The following is a 16,892-nucleotide window of genomic DNA, read 5'->3' on the forward strand; positions in this document are numbered from 1 at the left end:
TCTTGATAATGTATTACTGCATTTATTTTGTCTTCTGAAGTAAATTTAGTCATAAAAAAACTACACCTCCAATTGTTAGACTGTGTCTAACAATTGGGGTGCAGTTCACATTATTAGCGGCTGTTTTGTGTTGTATATTTTCGTTGTACTTGAAAAAGACGGATAAGTAGGAAGGCAGCGCCAAATGCTAGACCGATAATAAGACCGATCCAATAGCCTTTCGCGGCCCATTCTGTATACGTCGCTAATATGTAACCTAGTGGTAGACCTATTATCCAATAAGCAATTAAAGTCATAATTAGAGCAACATTTACATCTTTATAACCACGCAAAGCTCCTTGTACAGGGGTTGCAATTGCATCTGAAATTTGAAATAAAATTGCAAAGATAAGAAATTCTTTTGCTAAATGATGAACTTTTGCATCTGTCGTATAAATAGAAGCAATTTGATCATCAAAGAAGTAGAGAAGAATCGAATATAATAAAGCAAAGGCAAGGGCTAATCCAATTCCAATCAGTCCGTATTGTTTTGCATTATCGTAACGTTTTGCTCCAACTTCGAATCCAACCGCAATAGTCATTGCCATTGCTAAACTTAGCGGAGTCATATATAACAAGGAAGCAAAGTTCATAGCTGCTTGGTGAGCTGCAATAGTTGTCGTACTAAAATTACTCATCATGAGCGTTACCGCAGCGAAAATACTCGTTTCAAAAAAGATAGCAAATCCGATAGGGACGCCAAGTTTTAAGAATGCTATCCAACTCGAAAGAGAAGGTCGGTATAATTGTTTGAAAATGTTGAAAGAGGCAAAAGGCTCTTTCGTCTGAATAATAATGACTGTAATAATTAAAATGCACCAATATGTTGCAGTGGAAGCAATTGCTGCTCCGACACCACCAAGCTTTGGGAAACCGAAGTTACCAAAAATTAATAGGTAATTTAATATTACGTTAATTGGTAATGATAATAATGTAATAATCATCGTTGTTCGAGTTTTTCCTAATGCATCAATAAATCCACGTAAAACAGTGTAAGTGAATAAAGGTATAATTCCTATTGCGATAATACTTAAAAATTGCGCTGCAATACGTTCCACAGGTTCTTCTAAGCGCATGCCATTTAAAATAGGTGAAACGACGAAAAAACCGATAAGGATAACAACGAAGCTAGCACAAATTGCTAAATAAACTGCTTGTATGACAACGTGGGGAACGTCCTCTTTTTTCTTGGATCCAACGAGCTGTGCAACAATGGGAGTAGTAGCCATTAAAATTCCTGTTAACCCCGTACTAACTGGAATCCATATACTTGTTCCAATTGCAACACCTGCTAAATCAGTTGGACTTGCATGTCCTGACATTGTTGTATCAAAAAAACTCATCGCAAATAATGACATTTGCGTTACGAAAATCGGAAAAAATAGTAATACAAATTGCTTTAACTTTTGTGAGAATGAAGTAGTTTCTTTCATAAAATCCCCTTTCCGTATAAAAAAACAAACTCTTACTATCATACAATTTAATCAAAGATTAGAAAAGAAATAAGCGCCTACAACATATGAAACCAATAAAAAAAGGATGCACTTTGAAAAGGGATAAGGTATTATGATAAGGTGTGAAAAAATTACATATTATTTGTTATTAAGGAGGCACTACTTGTGGCTGATTGGTTAATTGGTTTAATCATGGGTGCTGTTGAAGGGTTAACAGAGTTTCTACCAGTATCATCAACAGGACATATGATTTTAACAGGACATTTAATTGGATTTGACGATGAGAGAGCGAAAGTTTTTGAAGTTGTTATCCAATTGGGATCGATTTTAGCAGTTGTTGTTATATTTTGGAAGCGTCTATGGTCGTTAGTTGGAATAGGTAAAGTAACAGACGGACCATCGTTAAATTTATTACATATTATTATCGGGATGATTCCTGCCGGGGTACTTGGCGTGTTATTCCATAGTGCGATTAAAAAAGTTTTATTTGGTCCAGGACCAGTTGTTATTAGCTTAGTAGCCGGTGGTATTTTAATGATTGTTGCTGAGAAGTTTTCGAAACCGAGTACAGCAAGAACTTTAGATGAAATCACATATAAACAGGCATTTACAATTGGAATGTTCCAATGTTTAGCTCTTTGGCCAGGATTTTCTCGTTCTGGTTCTACAATCAGTGGTGGTTTATTAGCTCGCGTGTCGCATACAGCGGCAGCTGAATATACGTTCATTTTAGCGGTACCGATGATGGTAGCTGCAAGTGGATTAGATTTAATTAAAAGCTGGGATGTATTAAGCTCAGCAGATATAACGCTATTTGTAACAGGGTTTGTAACTGCATTCGTTGTTGCGATGCTTGCAATTGTTTCATTCTTGAAATTATTATCTCGTGTGAAACTAACACCGTTTGCTTATTATCGTTTCATTTTAGCTGCGGTATTCTATTTCTTTATTATGTAATAAAAAAACCTGCCGAGCTCGGCAGGTTTTTTATTTTACTATTTTTTCCACCATATTTTCCATTACATGCTCCCAAAGAGAAGTATCATCAGCTAATGTAGCACGGAAATTAGCATACATTTCTTTTTGTTTTTCTTCGAATGTTGGATCTTCTTTTTCGGGTAATGTAGCGCGCATTGAAGTTACTAATTCTTGTACTTTTGGAGCGCGTGGTCCAAAGACGGCTTGTTCATTTCCATCTTTATCAATGAAAATAAAGATTGGAATCGCACGTGCTGTTCCATTTGTTAAATATTGATCCATTAATTCTAAGTTTTCGTCGCGAATTAATAAACTCATTTCAATATTTGCAACTTCAGAAATTCGTTTCATAACAGGTACGCATAAAAGAGCATCGCCACACCAATCAGCAGTTAATACGATAACACGCCAGCCGTCATTTTGACGTTCTTCTAATACAGGAAGTAATTCATTTGGAATTAAAAAGTTATTGTAAATGTGTAGTAGCTCGTATTGGTTTACTTGCATTTCATTCACATATGTATCAAAGGACATACCTTTATCAGCCCATTGTTGTAAGTTCATAATTAACACCTCTTTAGTAAGATTTGCTTTCATTGTACCAATTTTTATATAGAAAAGCTTGTATTCTTACTCTTTCTCGTCACTTAATAACTTATTTAAGAGGAAAAAGAATAGTACGACACATAATTCAGCTATGTTGGACATTTGTACGCTTTCTATCCAATCATCAGCAGTATGAATGACGAACCAATCTAGTGTAATTTCAATGAATGAGAAAAGAGTAATAGAAATCCAATTTGGCATGTTTTGTGTCAGTGGATATAGCAGCGCTTTGAAGAAACTGAAGATGAAAAATGTAATACTGTCTAAGAAAGTGATTAATAAAAAAAAGAGAAGTAACGCAATACGTGAACTATACTCTATACCTGTAATTTGAAAGATTCCTACATATACAAAAAATATAAATGCAAAAATTATAATGAGAAAAAGAGCAATAATACTAATGATAATCGTTTTATCTTTTAGGCTGAGATTTGAGAATTTCTCTTCCTCATGCATTAAGATACCCCCTTTTTCTGGAAGTTAACTTCATTTTATCATGAAATACATATTAAAAAACTACGAATTATGGGAAAATAAGGTGACAAAAAGTAAGATTTCATGTAAAATTATTAATAAGGTTTTTATTTAACTAAATGAAATAAAAGGAGCTGTCAAAGTTGTCTCAAAATCGAGAGCAATTAATGGAAGAACTATCGACAAATGTGTTTGCTATGTTTCGCACATTGCGTAATGATATCGGAAAAATATTTGGTGGTTACATACCGTGGAATGAATTCATCGTCCTGAGAATATTAAATCGTACGAATAAAGAAATGGTATCGCGTGTAGCAAATGAATTAAATGTGTCGAATAGTCATATTACAGCTGTTACAGAAAAATTAATTAATAAAGGTTTTGTAACTCGTTCACGTTCTACATCAGATCGCCGAGTTGTGTATTTAGAGATTACAGAACAAGGGAAAGATTTAGTTGCGAAAATGGAAGATGCGAAAAAACAATATTTACAAGAAAGATTCTCTGCACTTTCAGAAGCTGAAATGAATGTAATGATTTCAATTTCCAAAAAACTTATTTAAGTGATTATAAACAAGAAAACGCTTACGTGATGAAATAGAAGATCTTCCTTATATATGGGAGGTCTTCTTTCATGTGTAATAGATGTTAAAAAATAAAATGTGTATGAAAAAAGATAGAGCGCCATACTACTAATACAAGGAAGGGAGGGAGAAATATGACGAATCGTAACGGTAGTAAAGGGAGCGGTAATCAAGGATCACCAAAGTCCGGCCAGTTTAATCAGGAATTTAGCACTGAATTTGAAACTGGTAATGATAATAAAGGGAAAGAATATCGTTCTAAAAAAGGGAGTAAATCAAAAAAGGAGTGAAATTCATCACTCCTTTTTTGATTTAAGATGCTGCCGATTGATCCGTATTATATTTTTCTTCTGATTTTGCGACAATCATTGCGCAAATTGCATCACCAGAAATGTTTACAGCTGTTCTAGACATATCTAAAATACGGTCAATACCGATAATTAAAGCGATACCTTCTACTGGTAGATTTACTTGATTTAAAACCATTGTAAGCATTACAAGTCCAACACCAGGTACACCAGCAGTACCGATACTAGCTAGTACAGCAGTTAATACGACCATAGCTAATTGCGGTAATGTAAGTTCAACTCCGTATACTTGAGCGATAAATACAGTGGCTACCCCTTGCATAATGGCAGTACCATCCATATTAATAGTTGCCCCTAGTGGTTGTACAAATGAGCTTATCGCTTTTGGAACGCCAAGCTTATCTTGTGCTGTTTTCATTGCAAATGGAAGCGATGCATTAGAGCTAGATGTACTAAATCCAATTGCCATTACTGGTCCGAAATGTTTAAAGAAACGAACAATACTTTCTTTTGCTAATACCTTTAATAAGCCGCCATATACAAAGACCCCGTGAATAATGAGTACTAACATAACGACAATCATATACTTGAACATCGCAGCGACGCCTGCAAGCCCCATTTTACCAACGGATGAAGCGAGCAAACCGAATGTTCCAATTGGGGCTAATTTCATAACGAGATTAACAAGATACATCATTAATTCGTTGCCCTGTTCAAGTAATGAATGGATACCTTGAACTCGTTTTCCTAAAATAGCTATACCGAGTCCAATCAATACGGCAAAGGCAATGATTTGTAACATGTTTCCGTCAGCCATCGCTTTTGCTGGGTTATCTGGTACGATATTTAGCAATGTGTCGACGAAAGATGTTTCAGTTTTTGCACCTTCATACTTAAGACCTTCTGTTTTAAAATTACCGCCAGCTCCTGGTTTTATAATAAGTGCAAATGTAACCGCTATAGAGATGGCAACCGCAGTTGTTACGAGAAAGAATGAAATTGATTTTAAACCGATTCTTCCAAGTTGTTTCGGATCTCCAAGGCCGGCAGCACCAAGTACGATAGAAATGAACACAACAGGAACAACTAGCATTTTAATAAGTCGAATAAACAATTGACCAATTGGGTTGAACACAAATTGATTTAGTGGCTCAAAGATAGATGGAGCAGCTAAATTTAGAGTGAGTCCAACAACTAGACCTAGAAATAATGCGATTAAGATTGCTTTTGTTTGTTTCAATAAAATCCCCCCTTTTGTTTTTGCGAAATTTCTTTCTAAAGTAATTATACCGAAAAAATACCTGATTTGACAATATTTTCTGAATTTTTAGTTTTTGTTTAAGTGTAGATAGACTGATTTTGTGTTTGGAAAATAAAATAGACCATCACATAGGATGGTCTAGGGAAGGGGACAATTTATGTCAATTTAATTAGGGATGGAAGTTGCTTTAAGACACTGGGGAATGTCTTATAAATTAGGGAGGAACAACTTCGATACATATACTATAAAAGGTAGGTGTGACTCTCATGTGAACATAGGGTGAAAGAGAGGGGGAGTTTTAAATAAAAGATAGAAAGACAAAAAAATAAGACCATCATATATAAGATGGTCAAGGAAGGGGACAATTTATGTCAATTTAATTAGGGATGGAAGCTGTTCAAAGACACTGGGGAATGTCTTATAAATTAGGGAGGAACAACTTCGATACATATACTATAAAAGGTAGATGTGACCTCTGTGTGAACATAGAGTGAAAGAGAGAGGGAGTTTTAAATAAAAGATAGAAAGACAAAAAAATAAGACCATCATATATAAGATGGTCAAGGAAGGGAACAATTTATGTCAATTTAATTAGGGATGGAAGCTGCTTTAAGACACTGGGGAATGTCTTATAAATTAGGGAGGAACAACTTCGATACATATACTATAAAAGGTAGATGTGACCTCTGTGTGAATATAGAGTGAAAGAGAGAGGGAGTTTTAAATAAAATGAAAATTTAATGAGTGTTTTTTGTTCATCCCCTGTTAATTATTAAACTTAACCAATCGGGCGTTTATTGCCCACAAATAGCGGAATAAAAGATAGAGCAAACAAAAAATAAGACCATCATATATAAGATGGTCAAGGGAAGGGGACAATTTATGTCAATTTAATTAGGGATGGAAGCTATTCAAAGACACTGGGGAATGTCTTATAAATTAGGGAGGAACAGCTTCGATACATATACTATAAAAGGTGGATGTGACCTCTATGTGAACATAGAGTGAAAGATATGGGGATTTGAAAAATAGTACATATGAAATTGTTATTGCTAGCAATATTGAGTTAGGGTATAGAGTTTTCCAGCATAAAATGAAAAGGAATCTGAATATAAATAAAAGTTGTAATCTATGAAAAAAAGGATTATGCTCAACTATATTATGAGAATATAAGGTTTGTCCCAATTATTTAAGGGCTTTTAAAAAGCTTTTTATTTATGAGGGGAAAGCTTCACTTTAATAAGGGAGTTAGTGATATGGACGTAACAAAAAAACAAGGGCTGTATAATCGTCTTATACGATTAAACCCACCACAAATATTAGCATTAGGATTTTTCTGCTTAATTGTGGTTGGCGGTTTGTTATTAAAATTACCATTTGCAACGAAAGTACATATTAGTTGGGTAGATGCTTTCTTTACAGCAACGTCAGCAGCGACCGTAACTGGTTTGGGAGTAGTGGATACAGCAAGTACATTTACGATGTTTGGCGAAATTGTTATTATGTTTTTAATTCAAACAGGTGGTCTAGGTCTTATGACAATTGCCATTTTAATTGTTTGGGTACTAGGTAAAAAAATCGGATTACGCCATCGTTTGTTAATTGGAGAAGCATTTAATCAAACAAATATAGGTGGTCTTGTAAAATTAGTAAAGCGTGTCTTTATATTTTCGATTTGTATTGAACTTATTGGGATCATCTTTTTATCATTTCGCTTTATTCCAGAGTTTGGTTTTGGAAAAGGTTTATACTATAGTATTTTTCATGTAATTGCATCTTATAATAATGCAGGATTTGCTTTATGGCCAGATAATTTAACAAGATATGTAGGGGATCCCATTATTAATATCGGGATTTGCTCTTTAATTGTAATAGGTGGACTCGGTTTTACCGTATTAATTGATATATGGTATAGTCGCAGTTTTCGAAAATTATCACTTCACTCAAAAATAATGATTATTGGAACAGTAGTGCTAAATGTTATAGCAATGATTGTGATTTTTGTATTGGAATATAATAATGTGAAGACGTTAGGGAATTTATCTTTAAATGAAAAACTATGGGCTTCCTTCTTTCAAGGTATTACCCCGCGGACAGCTGGATTTAATACGGTTGACTATGGAGGTATGGAAGAATCATCTATATTGTTTACGATGATTTTAATGTTTATTGGTGCAGGAAGTGTATCGACAGGTGGAGGAATTAAATTAACAACGTTTGTTATCTTAATTACATCTGTCCTTTCTTTCTTTAGAAAAAAGGAGGAAATTGTTTTATTTCAGCGTACAATTAAAATATCTACAGTAACGAGGGCCTTAGCGATTGCTGTTGCCAGTCAAATACTTATTTTTGCAGCGGTATTTATATTAATGCTTACAGAAAACTTCAGCTTTATTCAATTATTATTTGAGACAATATCAGCGTTTGGCACAGTCGGATTAACGATGGGAATTACTGCAAAGCTATCGGCATTCGGAAAATGTATTATTATGTTTGTTATGTTCTGCGGATTAATCGGACCATTAACACTTGTGTTCTCTTTAGCGCGACCAGCAAAACAAAAAATAAAATATCCATCGGAAGATGTGTTTACAGGATAAGGTATCCCGCGATAAGCGAGATACCTTTTTCTTTTTTAGAACAGGGAGAACAATAGACCAATAAGTGCTACTCGGAATAAAATTGCGATAAGTGCAGCAATCCCACCGACAACTGCAGCGATACCGCCAGTTACAGTAGCTCCGCGATTATAAGCGTAAATACCGAGTAAAACAGAAACAAGACCAAATAGTGTTGGAAATGTAAATAGCGATAAGATAGATAGCGCAAGAGCAATAAAACCAGCAGTTGATCCAGCAGCGGACGATTTTACAACATCTTTATCGTCTTTATCATTGTAATCATAATCAATGCGTTGTGGTGCAACCTCAGCGGCGTACTCTTCTTTATAGTCACTATAATCACTATCTATTCTATCTTTTCTTTTATAATCATCAAATTTCTCAGTCAAAGTCATGACTCCTTTCATAACAAGGTTCAATAGTAGTATGTATCTCTTTTTCTTTTTTATCCCGCTATTTGTGAGAGTCGAGCTACGTACACATCCCACTGATTAAAGTTTCACTATACCGGAGCATGTACAGGGAGTAGTATCTTTTAAAAGGAGGAAAATGTTTTCTTGAAATAGGAAAAGTTAGTATGACTTCCTCTATTTTGGAAAATATAAAAAGGAATAATGAGGAAAGGGTGCAATACATAATGGAACATCCAATTGAAAATTTAATGAAAACGGCAATGACAAATTTAAAAGAGATGGTAGATGTAAATACAATTGTTGGGAGCCCGGTTTCAACAGCTGACGGAAATGTAGTATTAACAGTATCTCAAGTGGCTTTTGGTTTTGGAGCTGGTGGAAGTGATTTTAAAGGGGATTTCATTACTGAAAAACATAACGGTGGGCAAAATCAGCATAAAGAGAACAAACAAGGGCATCCATTTGGAGGAGGAAGCGGGGCTGGGGTTTCCATTAGTCCAGTAGCTTTTTTAGTAGTTGGTTCTAATGGAGTGCAAGTATTACATCTCAACAGCAGTACACATTTAATTGAAAAGGCTTTAAATACTGTACCAAGCACTGTAGATAAATTTGTGAATGGTCGTCAAAAGTGAACTTGCATTTTTTAGGAATTATGATATATTAGAAAAAGTGCGCTTTAGGATGATCGGAATAATTGAAATGTAAATATATATGATGTGTGGAATAAGGGAGAGGAATTTATGATTAATATCAAAAACTTAGTAGTTGGCTTATTTATGTTAGTAAGCGGCTTTGTTGTATATGTAATAAAAGAAAAAGCTCCATTCTAAAACAGACAAACCGTTAATGTCTGTTTTTAATTTGCGGAAAAATATTGACAAGTTATTGTATTGGTGTTAGAATTTTAATTCGTGTCTCGGTTACAGCTAGTGTAAAGTAAATATCTCTTATGAATGCAATACGAAAAGTTTGCGAAAGATCGGGTAATTTTATCAACAACTTTTGTGAACAAACCCTATAAATTGTATTTGTAAGCTATATATGTATACTAGTGAATCAAGGAGCGGTCAGTGGAACCGTAATGATGAGAGAGAGGTAGGGCTTTCATCCAGTATATGTTACTTTCCCGTTAGGTGAATATAAAAAAGAGGACTCCTTTTAAAAGGAGTCCTCTTTCATTTTTTAAGTGCGACTTTCAACTTGTTGACAAATTTCATCCGTTGTTAAACCGTGAGCTGTAATGACTGATCCTTTAATTGATGTATCTGCAATGCCCATCATATTAGAATCTTGCCCAGTTACAACGCAACAATCACACCCTTGTGCATCCTGTTCTGAGTTAAGTGTAACAACTTCATGACCTTGTTGCTGAAGAGCTTGTTGAACGTCTGTTAATGAGTTTTCAACGCCAATTCTAGCCATAATTCTCACCTCCTACCATCTAATTGCTAGTATGCTCAAGTTCACTGCATTTATGAAAAGATGGTAGGAAGTAAATCTTTGTTTAGTCGTTATATACGCCAGTAAGCATTTGACTAACGAATTGATCGTTTAATGTATCTTGGGCAGAAGAAGTATTTGAATGGATGTCGATTGAAGCAATAAAATGATTATGTTCTTGCGTATTTGGTTCTACCTCTACGTAATTATCGAATTTACAAAAACCTTTCGTATCCATTAGATCAAATAATTGCAGCATTTCTACTACCTCTTGTCTCGTTCCTTTAATTTGTACACACGCCATATTAATTTCCTCCTTTATTTTGACAAATTGTTTTTTAAAAATAGGATTATGATTACGAAATGAAAAATATGAATGTTATTTTTAGACAGCGCTATTTTTGCTATTTTCCCCCTTTTTCAGCAAAAGTCGTTATATATTCCCGGATTTATAAAATCGGACGTCCGTTTATTGAATACAATAGATTCGTATCAATTGATGAAAATCCTTCTTTTAAACAAATATTTTTTTAGTGGAAATTGGCGAAAAAAATTTTTTGACTTTTTGTAAACGTTAACAATGTTGTTAAATCAGTATAAGTAAAGAAGTACGTATGATTAAAAATTATAAATTTTCTAAAAATTCACTTGATTTATTTAGAAAGGAGAGTAAACTAGGAAACAATAAAAAATTCATAGAACATAGGAGGCGCTTCTAGTGAATGAGCAATGGATTTTCTTAAATGGAGAATTTGTTCCAAAAGATGAGGCAAAAGTTTCAGTATATGATCATGGCTATTTATATGGCGATGGAGTGTTTGAAGGAATTAGAGTTTATAGCGGTAATGTTTTCCGTTTGAGAGAGCATCTTGTCCGGTTGTATGAATCAGCAAAATCAATCCTTTTAGAAATTCCATATTCATTAGATGAAGTAACAAATATTGTTGTTGAGACGATTCGACAAAATAAATTATCTAATGGATACATTCGCCTTGTTGTATCAAGAGGAGCAGGAAATCTTGGATTGGATCCCGATTCATGTAAGAAGCCGAATGTAGTAGTAATTGCAGAACAATTATCTTTATTCCCACAAGAATATTATGAGAAAGGGATTCCAGTTGTAACAGTTGCAACGCGCCGAAATCGTCCCGATGTTTTATCCCCTCAAGTAAAATCTTTAAATTACTTAAACAATATTTTAGTTCGTATTGAAGCGAAATTAGCTGGAGTACAAGAAGCGCTTATGTTAAATGATCAAGGATATGTAGCTGAAGGATCAGGAGATAACGTGTTTATTGTTAAAGGAAATAAATTAATTACACCACCAAGTTCTGCTGGAGCGTTAGAAGGTATTACACGAAACGCCATTTTAGAAATCGGCGAAAAACTTGGGTATGACGTAAGAGAAGAGTTATTTACAAGACATGATGTATATGTAGCTGATGAAGTGTTTTTAACAGGAACAGCTGCTGAAGTTATTGCTGTTACGACAGTAGATGGTAGAACGATTGGCTTAGGGCAAACAGGTCCACATACGAACCGTTTATTAGAAGAGTTTCGTAAGTTAGTTGTAGAAGATGGAGAGAAAATTTACGAAGAAAATAAAGTTGGATAACAACTTTTTTAACATAAGAAAGCGTTGATAGGGAGGAGTAGTTGATTGTGAAGCCTCACAGAGAGTCGGTGGTTGCTGAAAACCGATGGTTCACGTCGACGAACATCGCCCTTGAGTGCTAAGCTAAAGCATTTGTCTAGGCTTAGACGGTAGCTCCGTTATTAGCTAGATCCATTTATGGATCACTGAGGCAAGAGTATTCTTGCAAAGAAGGGTGGTACCGCGAAATCTTTCGTCCCTTCAGCACATAGCTGGAGTGTGGACGTAGGATTTTTTTATTGTATAAAAGTTTGAAAAAGGGGGCTTATAAGAACAATGTCTTCAAAAACGGAAGAGAAACTGGCAACTGGTGCACAGCTATTGTTAGAAGCGCTAGAAAAGGAAGGCGTAAAAGTGATTTTCGGTTATCCGGGTGGTGCCGTTTTACCTCTCTATGATGCACTGTATGATTGTGAAATTCCGCATATTTTAACAAGGCATGAGCAAGGGGCAATTCACGCTGCTGAAGGGTATGCCAGAATTACAGGGAACCCAGGGGTTGTAATTGCAACGAGTGGACCAGGTGCTACAAATGTAATTACGGGTCTAGCGGATGCGATGATTGATTCATTGCCACTTGTTGTATTTACAGGCCAAGTAGCAACAACGTTAATTGGGAGCGATGCTTTTCAAGAGGCGGATATTATGGGACTTACGATGCCAGTGACAAAACATAACTATCAAGTGCGAAAGGCCTCAGATTTACCTCGAATTATTAAAGAAGCATTTCATATTGCTAAAACAGGAAGACCAGGACCAGTCGTTATTGACCTTCCGAAAGATATGGTAGTCGAGAAAGGTGAGCGATGTAGCAATGTACAAATGGATTTACCAGGATATAACCCTAATTATGAACCGAATCTACTTCAAATAAACAAATTACTACAAGCAATTGAAACCGCAAAAAAACCGTTAATTTTAGCTGGAGCAGGTATACTGCATGCGAAAGCTTCGAAAGAATTGACAAGTTTTGCCCGTAAATATGAAATCCCTGTTGTGCATACGTTACTTGGACTTGGTGGTTTTCCGCCAGATGATGGGCTATTTCTAGGGATGGGGGGAATGCACGGTTCTTACACAGCCAATATGGCGTTATATGAATGCGACTTACTCATTAATATAGGTGCGAGATTTGACGATCGTCTTACTGGGAATTTAGCTTTTTTTGCTAAAGGGGCGACTGTTGCACATATCGATATTGATCCAGCAGAAATCGGGAAAAATGTGCCAACAGAGATTCCTATTGTTGCAAGTGCTAAGCGGGCGTTAGAAGTATTGCTTCAATCAGAAGGAAAGAAAGAAAATCATCATGAATGGCTCTCTTTATTAAAGAGTAGAAAAGAAAAGTATCCATTCTCTTATAAACGAAATTCTGAAAGTATTAAACCTCAATACGCGATTGATATGCTATATGAAATCACGAAAGGAGAAGCGATTGTAACAACAGACGTTGGGCAACATCAAATGTGGGCAGCACAATACTATCCGTTGAAAAATCCAGATAAATGGGTAACTTCTGGCGGATTAGGAACGATGGGGTTCGGATTTCCAGCAGCAATCGGTGCGCAAATTGCAAAGAGAGATGAACTAGTTATTGCAATTGTTGGTGATGCTGGGTTTCAAATGACTCTGCAAGAATTAAGTGTATTAAAAGAACACGCTTTACCCGTTAAAGTATTTATTTTAAATAATGAAGCTTTAGGAATGGTAAGACAATGGCAAGATGAATTTTACAATCAAAGATATTCACATTCTTCATTGCCATGCCAACCAGATTTCGTCGCTCTTGCGAATGCGTATGGTATAAAAGGTGTTCGTATTGACGATCCACTTCTTGCAAAGAAGCAAATCCAGCATGCGATCGAATTACAAGAGCCAGTCGTAATCGATTGTCGTGTACTTCAATCAGAGAAGGTTATGCCGATGGTTGCACCAGGAAAAGGTGTTCACCAAATGGAGGGAGTGGAAAAAGGGTGAAGAGAATTGTTACAGCGACAGTTCGAAATCAAAGTGGTGTGTTAAACCGAATTACAGGGGTTATGACACGAAGACATTTTAATATTGAAAGTATTTCAGTAGGTCATACAGAATCATCAGATATATCGCGAATGACGATTGTTGTACACGTTGAAAGTGAACAGCAAGTTGAGCAGTTAATTAAACAACTGCATAAGCAAATTGATGTTCTGAAAGTATCAGATATTACAGAAGAAGCGATGATTGCTAGAGAGCTTGCTCTTATTAAAGTAGCAACTTCTGTAGCGAGGGCAGAATTATATAGTTTAATTGAACCATTTCGAGCCGCTGTAATAGATGTTGGGAAGGATTCCATAGTTGTGCAAGTAACAGGTACGCAAGATAAAGTAGAAGCGTTAATTGAATTACTTCGTCCATACGGTTTGAAAGAAATTGCTAGAACAGGTGTAACAGCATTTACACGTAGTATGAAAAAACAAGATAAGCAAGTTATGTTAATTCAATAATCATTTAAATATAGGGGGAAATGAAAATGGCAAAAGTTTATTATGAGAAAGATGTAACAGTAAATGTATTAAAGGAAAAGAAAGTAGCAATCATCGGATATGGCTCGCAAGGTCATGCGCATGCGCAAAATTTACGTGATAACGGATTTGATGTAGTAGTAGGTTTAAGAAAAGGTAAGTCTTGGGATAAAGCGAATGAAGATGGGTTTTCTGTATATACAGTAGCAGAAGCTGCGGAAAAAGCTGATGTAGTAATGATTCTATTGCCTGATGAATTACAACCAGAAGTATATGAAGCTGAAATTGCACCAAATTTACAGGCTGGAAACTCTCTCGTGTTCGCACATGGATTTAATGTTCACTTTGATCAAGTAAAACCACCAGCGAATGTAGATGTATTTCTAGTAGCGCCAAAAGGACCGGGGCATCTCGTACGCCGTACGTTCGCCGAGGGAGGGGCTGTTCCTGCATTATTTGCAGTATATCAAGATGCAACAGGAGTTGCGACTGAAAAAGCACTTTCTTATGCTGACGGAATTGGAGCAACGAGAGCTGGTGTATTAGAAACGACGTTTAAAGAAGAAACAGAAACAGATTTATTTGGAGAGCAAGCTGTACTTTGCGGCGGAGTGACTGCACTTGTAAAAGCAGGATTTGAAACGTTAGTTGATGCGGGATACCAGCCTGAACTTGCATATTTTGAATGTTTACATGAACTGAAGCTAATCGTTGACCTTATGTATGAAGGTGGACTTGAAAATATGAGATATTCAGTTTCAGATACAGCGCAGTGGGGAGACTTCGTATCAGGACCACGCGTTGTTACTGAAGATACGAAGAAAGCGATGGGGGCAGTATTAGCAGAAATTCAAGATGGTACATTTGCAAGAGGCTGGATTGCAGAGCATAAAGCAGGAAGACCAAATTTCCACGCGACAAATGAGAAAGAGAATGAACATGAAATCGAAGTAGTAGGACGTAAATTACGTGAAATGATGCCTTTCGTACAGCCGCGAGTAAAGGTAGGGGTTAAATAATATGAAGCAGATTTTGTTCATGGATACAACGCTTCGTGATGGCGAACAATCACCAGGAGTAAATTTAAATGAACAAGAGAAGTTACAAATTGCTAGGCAATTAGAGAGGCTTGGTATTCATGTAATGGAAGCTGGATTCGCGGCAGCTTCCGAAGGTGACTTCCAATCGGTAAAACGCATCGCGAATACAATTCAAAACGCTACGGTTATGAGTTTAGCTAGAGCGAAAGAAAGTGACATTCGAAGAGCATATGAAGCTGTGAGAGGCGCTGTATCTCCTCGTCTACACGTATTTCTAGCTACGAGTGATATTCATATGAAATATAAACTTTGTATGTCAAAAGAAGATGTGTTAAATAGTATTCATCGCTCGGTTACGCTCGGAAAATCATTATTTCCGACAGTACAATTTTCTGCAGAAGATGCGACAAGAACATCGAGAGCATTTTTAGCTGAAGCAGTAGAAATCGCGATTCGAGCAGGAGCGAATGTAATTAATATTCCGGATACAGTTGGATATACAAATCCGGAAGAGTATTATTCTCTTTTTAAATACTTACAAGAATCCGTTCCATCATATGAAAAAGCGATTTTTTCTTGTCATTGTCACGATGATCTTGGTATGGCAGTAGCAAATTCGTTAGCTGCGGTTGAAGGGGGAGCAGTGCAAGTAGAAGGAACGATTAATGGAATTGGAGAAAGAGCAGGGAATGCAGCGTTAGAAGAAGTTGCAGTAGCTCTTCATATTAGAAAAGATTTTTATAAAGCAGAACCTTCGATGACTTTAAAAGAAATTAAGGCGACGAGTACATTAGTAAGCAGGTTAACGGGTATGGTTGTACCGAAAAATAAAGCAATCGTTGGAGCGAATGCATTTGCTCATGAATCAGGCATCCACCAAGATGGGGTTTTAAAAGAAGTAACAACTTATGAAATTATCGAACCAGCGCTTATAGGAGAATCTCAAAATCTCTTTGTACTTGGGAAACATTCTGGCCGTCATGCGTTTACGGAAAAAATGAAAGAGCTTGGTTATGAATTTACAAATGAAGAGCGAGATGCGGCATTCGAAGCATTTAAAAAATTGGCGGATCGTAAAAAGGAAATTACTGAGGAAGATTTACGCGCAATTATGCTTGGTGAAGCAGCATTTGCAGCCCAGCAATATAACATTACGCAATTACAAGTGCATTTCGTATCAAATAGTACACAATGCGCAACAGTTGTGCTGAAGGATGAGGAAGGAAATGTATATGAAGATGCAGCCACTGGTTCTGGTAGTATTGAAGCGATATACAATGCGATTCAAAGAATTTTAGGATTAGAATGTGAATTGGCAGATTATCGCATACAATCTATTACACAAGGTCAAGATGCACTTGCTCACGTTCATGTTGAATTAAAAGAAGGTAGTCACCAAATAGCAGGTTTCGGAGTTGCGCAAGACGTATTGGAAGCGTCGGCGAGAGCTTATGTCCATGCAGCAGGGAAATTAAAATCTCTTATAGCGCTTGTGAAATAAATAATTGATAGGTGAGAG

The 16,892-nt window shown here is 36.1% G+C and carries 18 protein-coding genes and 1 other annotated feature; of the genes, 11 read left to right on the forward strand and 7 right to left on the reverse strand.

Annotation, left to right across the window (positions count from 1 at the left end; genetic code table 11):
- Window positions 1–113 precede the first annotated feature (113 nt).
- Entirely contained in the window at window positions 114–1,472 is a 1,359-nt protein-coding gene (locus MR136_RS15570; RefSeq protein WP_000665546.1) for an MATE family efflux transporter, read from the reverse strand.
- Window positions 1,473–1,658: 186 nt separating this feature from the next.
- Here MR136_RS15570 and uppP point away from each other — a divergent pair, with 186 nt between their 5' ends.
- Window positions 1,659–2,450, forward strand: a complete 792-nt coding sequence (uppP, locus tag MR136_RS15575; protein ID WP_000796254.1) for a bacitracin resistance undecaprenyl-diphosphatase — start codon at window positions 1,659–1,661, stop codon at window positions 2,448–2,450.
- Between the two features lie 30 nt (window positions 2,451–2,480).
- On the opposite strand, the gene MR136_RS15580 is transcribed toward uppP, so the two are convergent.
- The gene (locus MR136_RS15580) at window positions 2,481–3,068 is read right to left on the reverse strand and encodes a thioredoxin family protein (protein WP_002040836.1); all 588 of its coding nucleotides are present in this window, start codon (window positions 3,066–3,068) and stop codon (window positions 2,481–2,483) included.
- 33 nt (window positions 3,069–3,101) lie between these two features.
- Complete coding sequence (locus tag MR136_RS15585; RefSeq protein WP_000544070.1) at window positions 3,102–3,533, reverse strand: YrvL family regulatory protein; 432 nt, start codon at window positions 3,531–3,533, stop codon at window positions 3,102–3,104.
- A 161-nt stretch (window positions 3,534–3,694) separates the two neighbouring features.
- Between MR136_RS15585 and MR136_RS15590 the strand changes: the two genes are divergently transcribed.
- Together MR136_RS15590 and MR136_RS15595 are read left to right on the forward strand one after the other, a co-directional pair.
- Window positions 3,695–4,114, forward strand: coding sequence for a MarR family winged helix-turn-helix transcriptional regulator (locus tag MR136_RS15590; protein ID WP_224200890.1), 420 nt, complete (start codon window positions 3,695–3,697; stop codon window positions 4,112–4,114).
- Window positions 4,115–4,269: 155 nt separating this feature from the next.
- A complete protein-coding gene (locus tag MR136_RS15595) occupies window positions 4,270–4,425 on the forward strand; it encodes a hypothetical protein (protein ID WP_000184928.1) in 156 nt (51 codons plus the stop codon).
- A 22-nt stretch (window positions 4,426–4,447) separates the two neighbouring features.
- Here MR136_RS15595 and MR136_RS15600 read toward each other — a convergent pair whose 3' ends face one another.
- A complete protein-coding gene (locus tag MR136_RS15600; RefSeq protein ID WP_000814802.1) occupies window positions 4,448–5,683 on the reverse strand; it encodes a dicarboxylate/amino acid:cation symporter in 1,236 nt (411 codons plus the stop codon).
- 1,277 nt (window positions 5,684–6,960) lie between these two features.
- On the opposite strand from MR136_RS15600, the gene MR136_RS15605 reads away from it, so the two are divergent.
- Complete coding sequence (locus MR136_RS15605; protein ID WP_224200891.1) at window positions 6,961–8,304, forward strand: TrkH family potassium uptake protein; 1,344 nt, start codon at window positions 6,961–6,963, stop codon at window positions 8,302–8,304.
- A gap of 35 nt (window positions 8,305–8,339) precedes the next feature.
- On the opposite strand, the gene MR136_RS15610 is transcribed toward MR136_RS15605, so the two are convergent.
- Complete coding sequence (locus tag MR136_RS15610) at window positions 8,340–8,714, reverse strand: hypothetical protein (protein ID WP_000136542.1); 375 nt, start codon at window positions 8,712–8,714, stop codon at window positions 8,340–8,342.
- Between the two features lie 188 nt (window positions 8,715–8,902).
- Here MR136_RS15610 and ytfJ point away from each other — a divergent pair, with 188 nt between their 5' ends.
- Window positions 8,903–9,370, forward strand: a complete 468-nt coding sequence (gene ytfJ / locus MR136_RS15615) for a GerW family sporulation protein (protein WP_000204234.1) — start codon at window positions 8,903–8,905, stop codon at window positions 9,368–9,370.
- Between the two features lie 108 nt (window positions 9,371–9,478).
- Entirely contained in the window at window positions 9,479–9,568 is a 90-nt protein-coding gene (locus tag MR136_RS15620; RefSeq protein ID WP_000608227.1) for a hypothetical protein, read from the forward strand.
- 352 nt (window positions 9,569–9,920) lie between these two features.
- Here MR136_RS15620 and MR136_RS15625 read toward each other — a convergent pair whose 3' ends face one another.
- The gene (locus MR136_RS15625; RefSeq protein WP_000101019.1) at window positions 9,921–10,160 is read right to left on the reverse strand and encodes a YkuS family protein; all 240 of its coding nucleotides are present in this window, start codon (window positions 10,158–10,160) and stop codon (window positions 9,921–9,923) included.
- Between the two features lie 82 nt (window positions 10,161–10,242).
- Window positions 10,243–10,482: a DUF3911 family protein gene (locus MR136_RS15630; protein WP_000752514.1), complete on the reverse strand. Its 240-nt coding sequence runs from the start codon at window positions 10,480–10,482 to the stop codon at window positions 10,243–10,245.
- A 414-nt stretch (window positions 10,483–10,896) separates the two neighbouring features.
- On the opposite strand from MR136_RS15630, the gene ilvE reads away from it, so the two are divergent.
- The 5 genes from ilvE to leuA all read left to right on the forward strand — a co-directional run bounded on the left by ilvE (window position 10,897) and on the right by leuA (window position 16,874).
- On the forward strand, window positions 10,897–11,793 hold the full coding sequence (ilvE, locus tag MR136_RS15635; protein WP_001005486.1) for a branched-chain-amino-acid transaminase: 897 nt from the start codon (window positions 10,897–10,899) through the stop codon (window positions 11,791–11,793).
- 15 nt (window positions 11,794–11,808) lie between these two features.
- Window positions 11,809–12,036, forward strand: a binding site (T-box leader).
- Window positions 12,037–12,108: 72 nt separating this feature from the next.
- A complete protein-coding gene (gene ilvB / locus MR136_RS15640; protein WP_017673046.1) occupies window positions 12,109–13,809 on the forward strand; it encodes an acetolactate synthase large subunit in 1,701 nt (566 codons plus the stop codon).
- Complete coding sequence (gene ilvN, locus MR136_RS15645) at window positions 13,806–14,315, forward strand: acetolactate synthase small subunit (protein WP_000822952.1); 510 nt, start codon at window positions 13,806–13,808, stop codon at window positions 14,313–14,315. Before ilvB ends, ilvN begins: the two co-directional genes overlap by 4 nt.
- A 26-nt stretch (window positions 14,316–14,341) precedes the next feature.
- Window positions 14,342–15,352, forward strand: coding sequence for a ketol-acid reductoisomerase (ilvC, locus tag MR136_RS15650; RefSeq protein WP_119683139.1), 1,011 nt, complete (start codon window positions 14,342–14,344; stop codon window positions 15,350–15,352).
- Between the two features lies 1 nt (window position 15,353).
- Window positions 15,354–16,874, forward strand: coding sequence for a 2-isopropylmalate synthase (gene leuA / locus MR136_RS15655; protein ID WP_061456957.1), 1,521 nt, complete (start codon window positions 15,354–15,356; stop codon window positions 16,872–16,874).
- The last annotated feature ends 18 nt before the right edge of the window (window positions 16,875–16,892 follow it).

This window comes from Bacillus cereus group sp. BfR-BA-01311 (assembly GCF_022664295.1).
GTDB classification, from domain to species: Bacteria; Bacillota; Bacilli; order Bacillales; family Bacillaceae_G; genus Bacillus_A; species Bacillus_A cereus.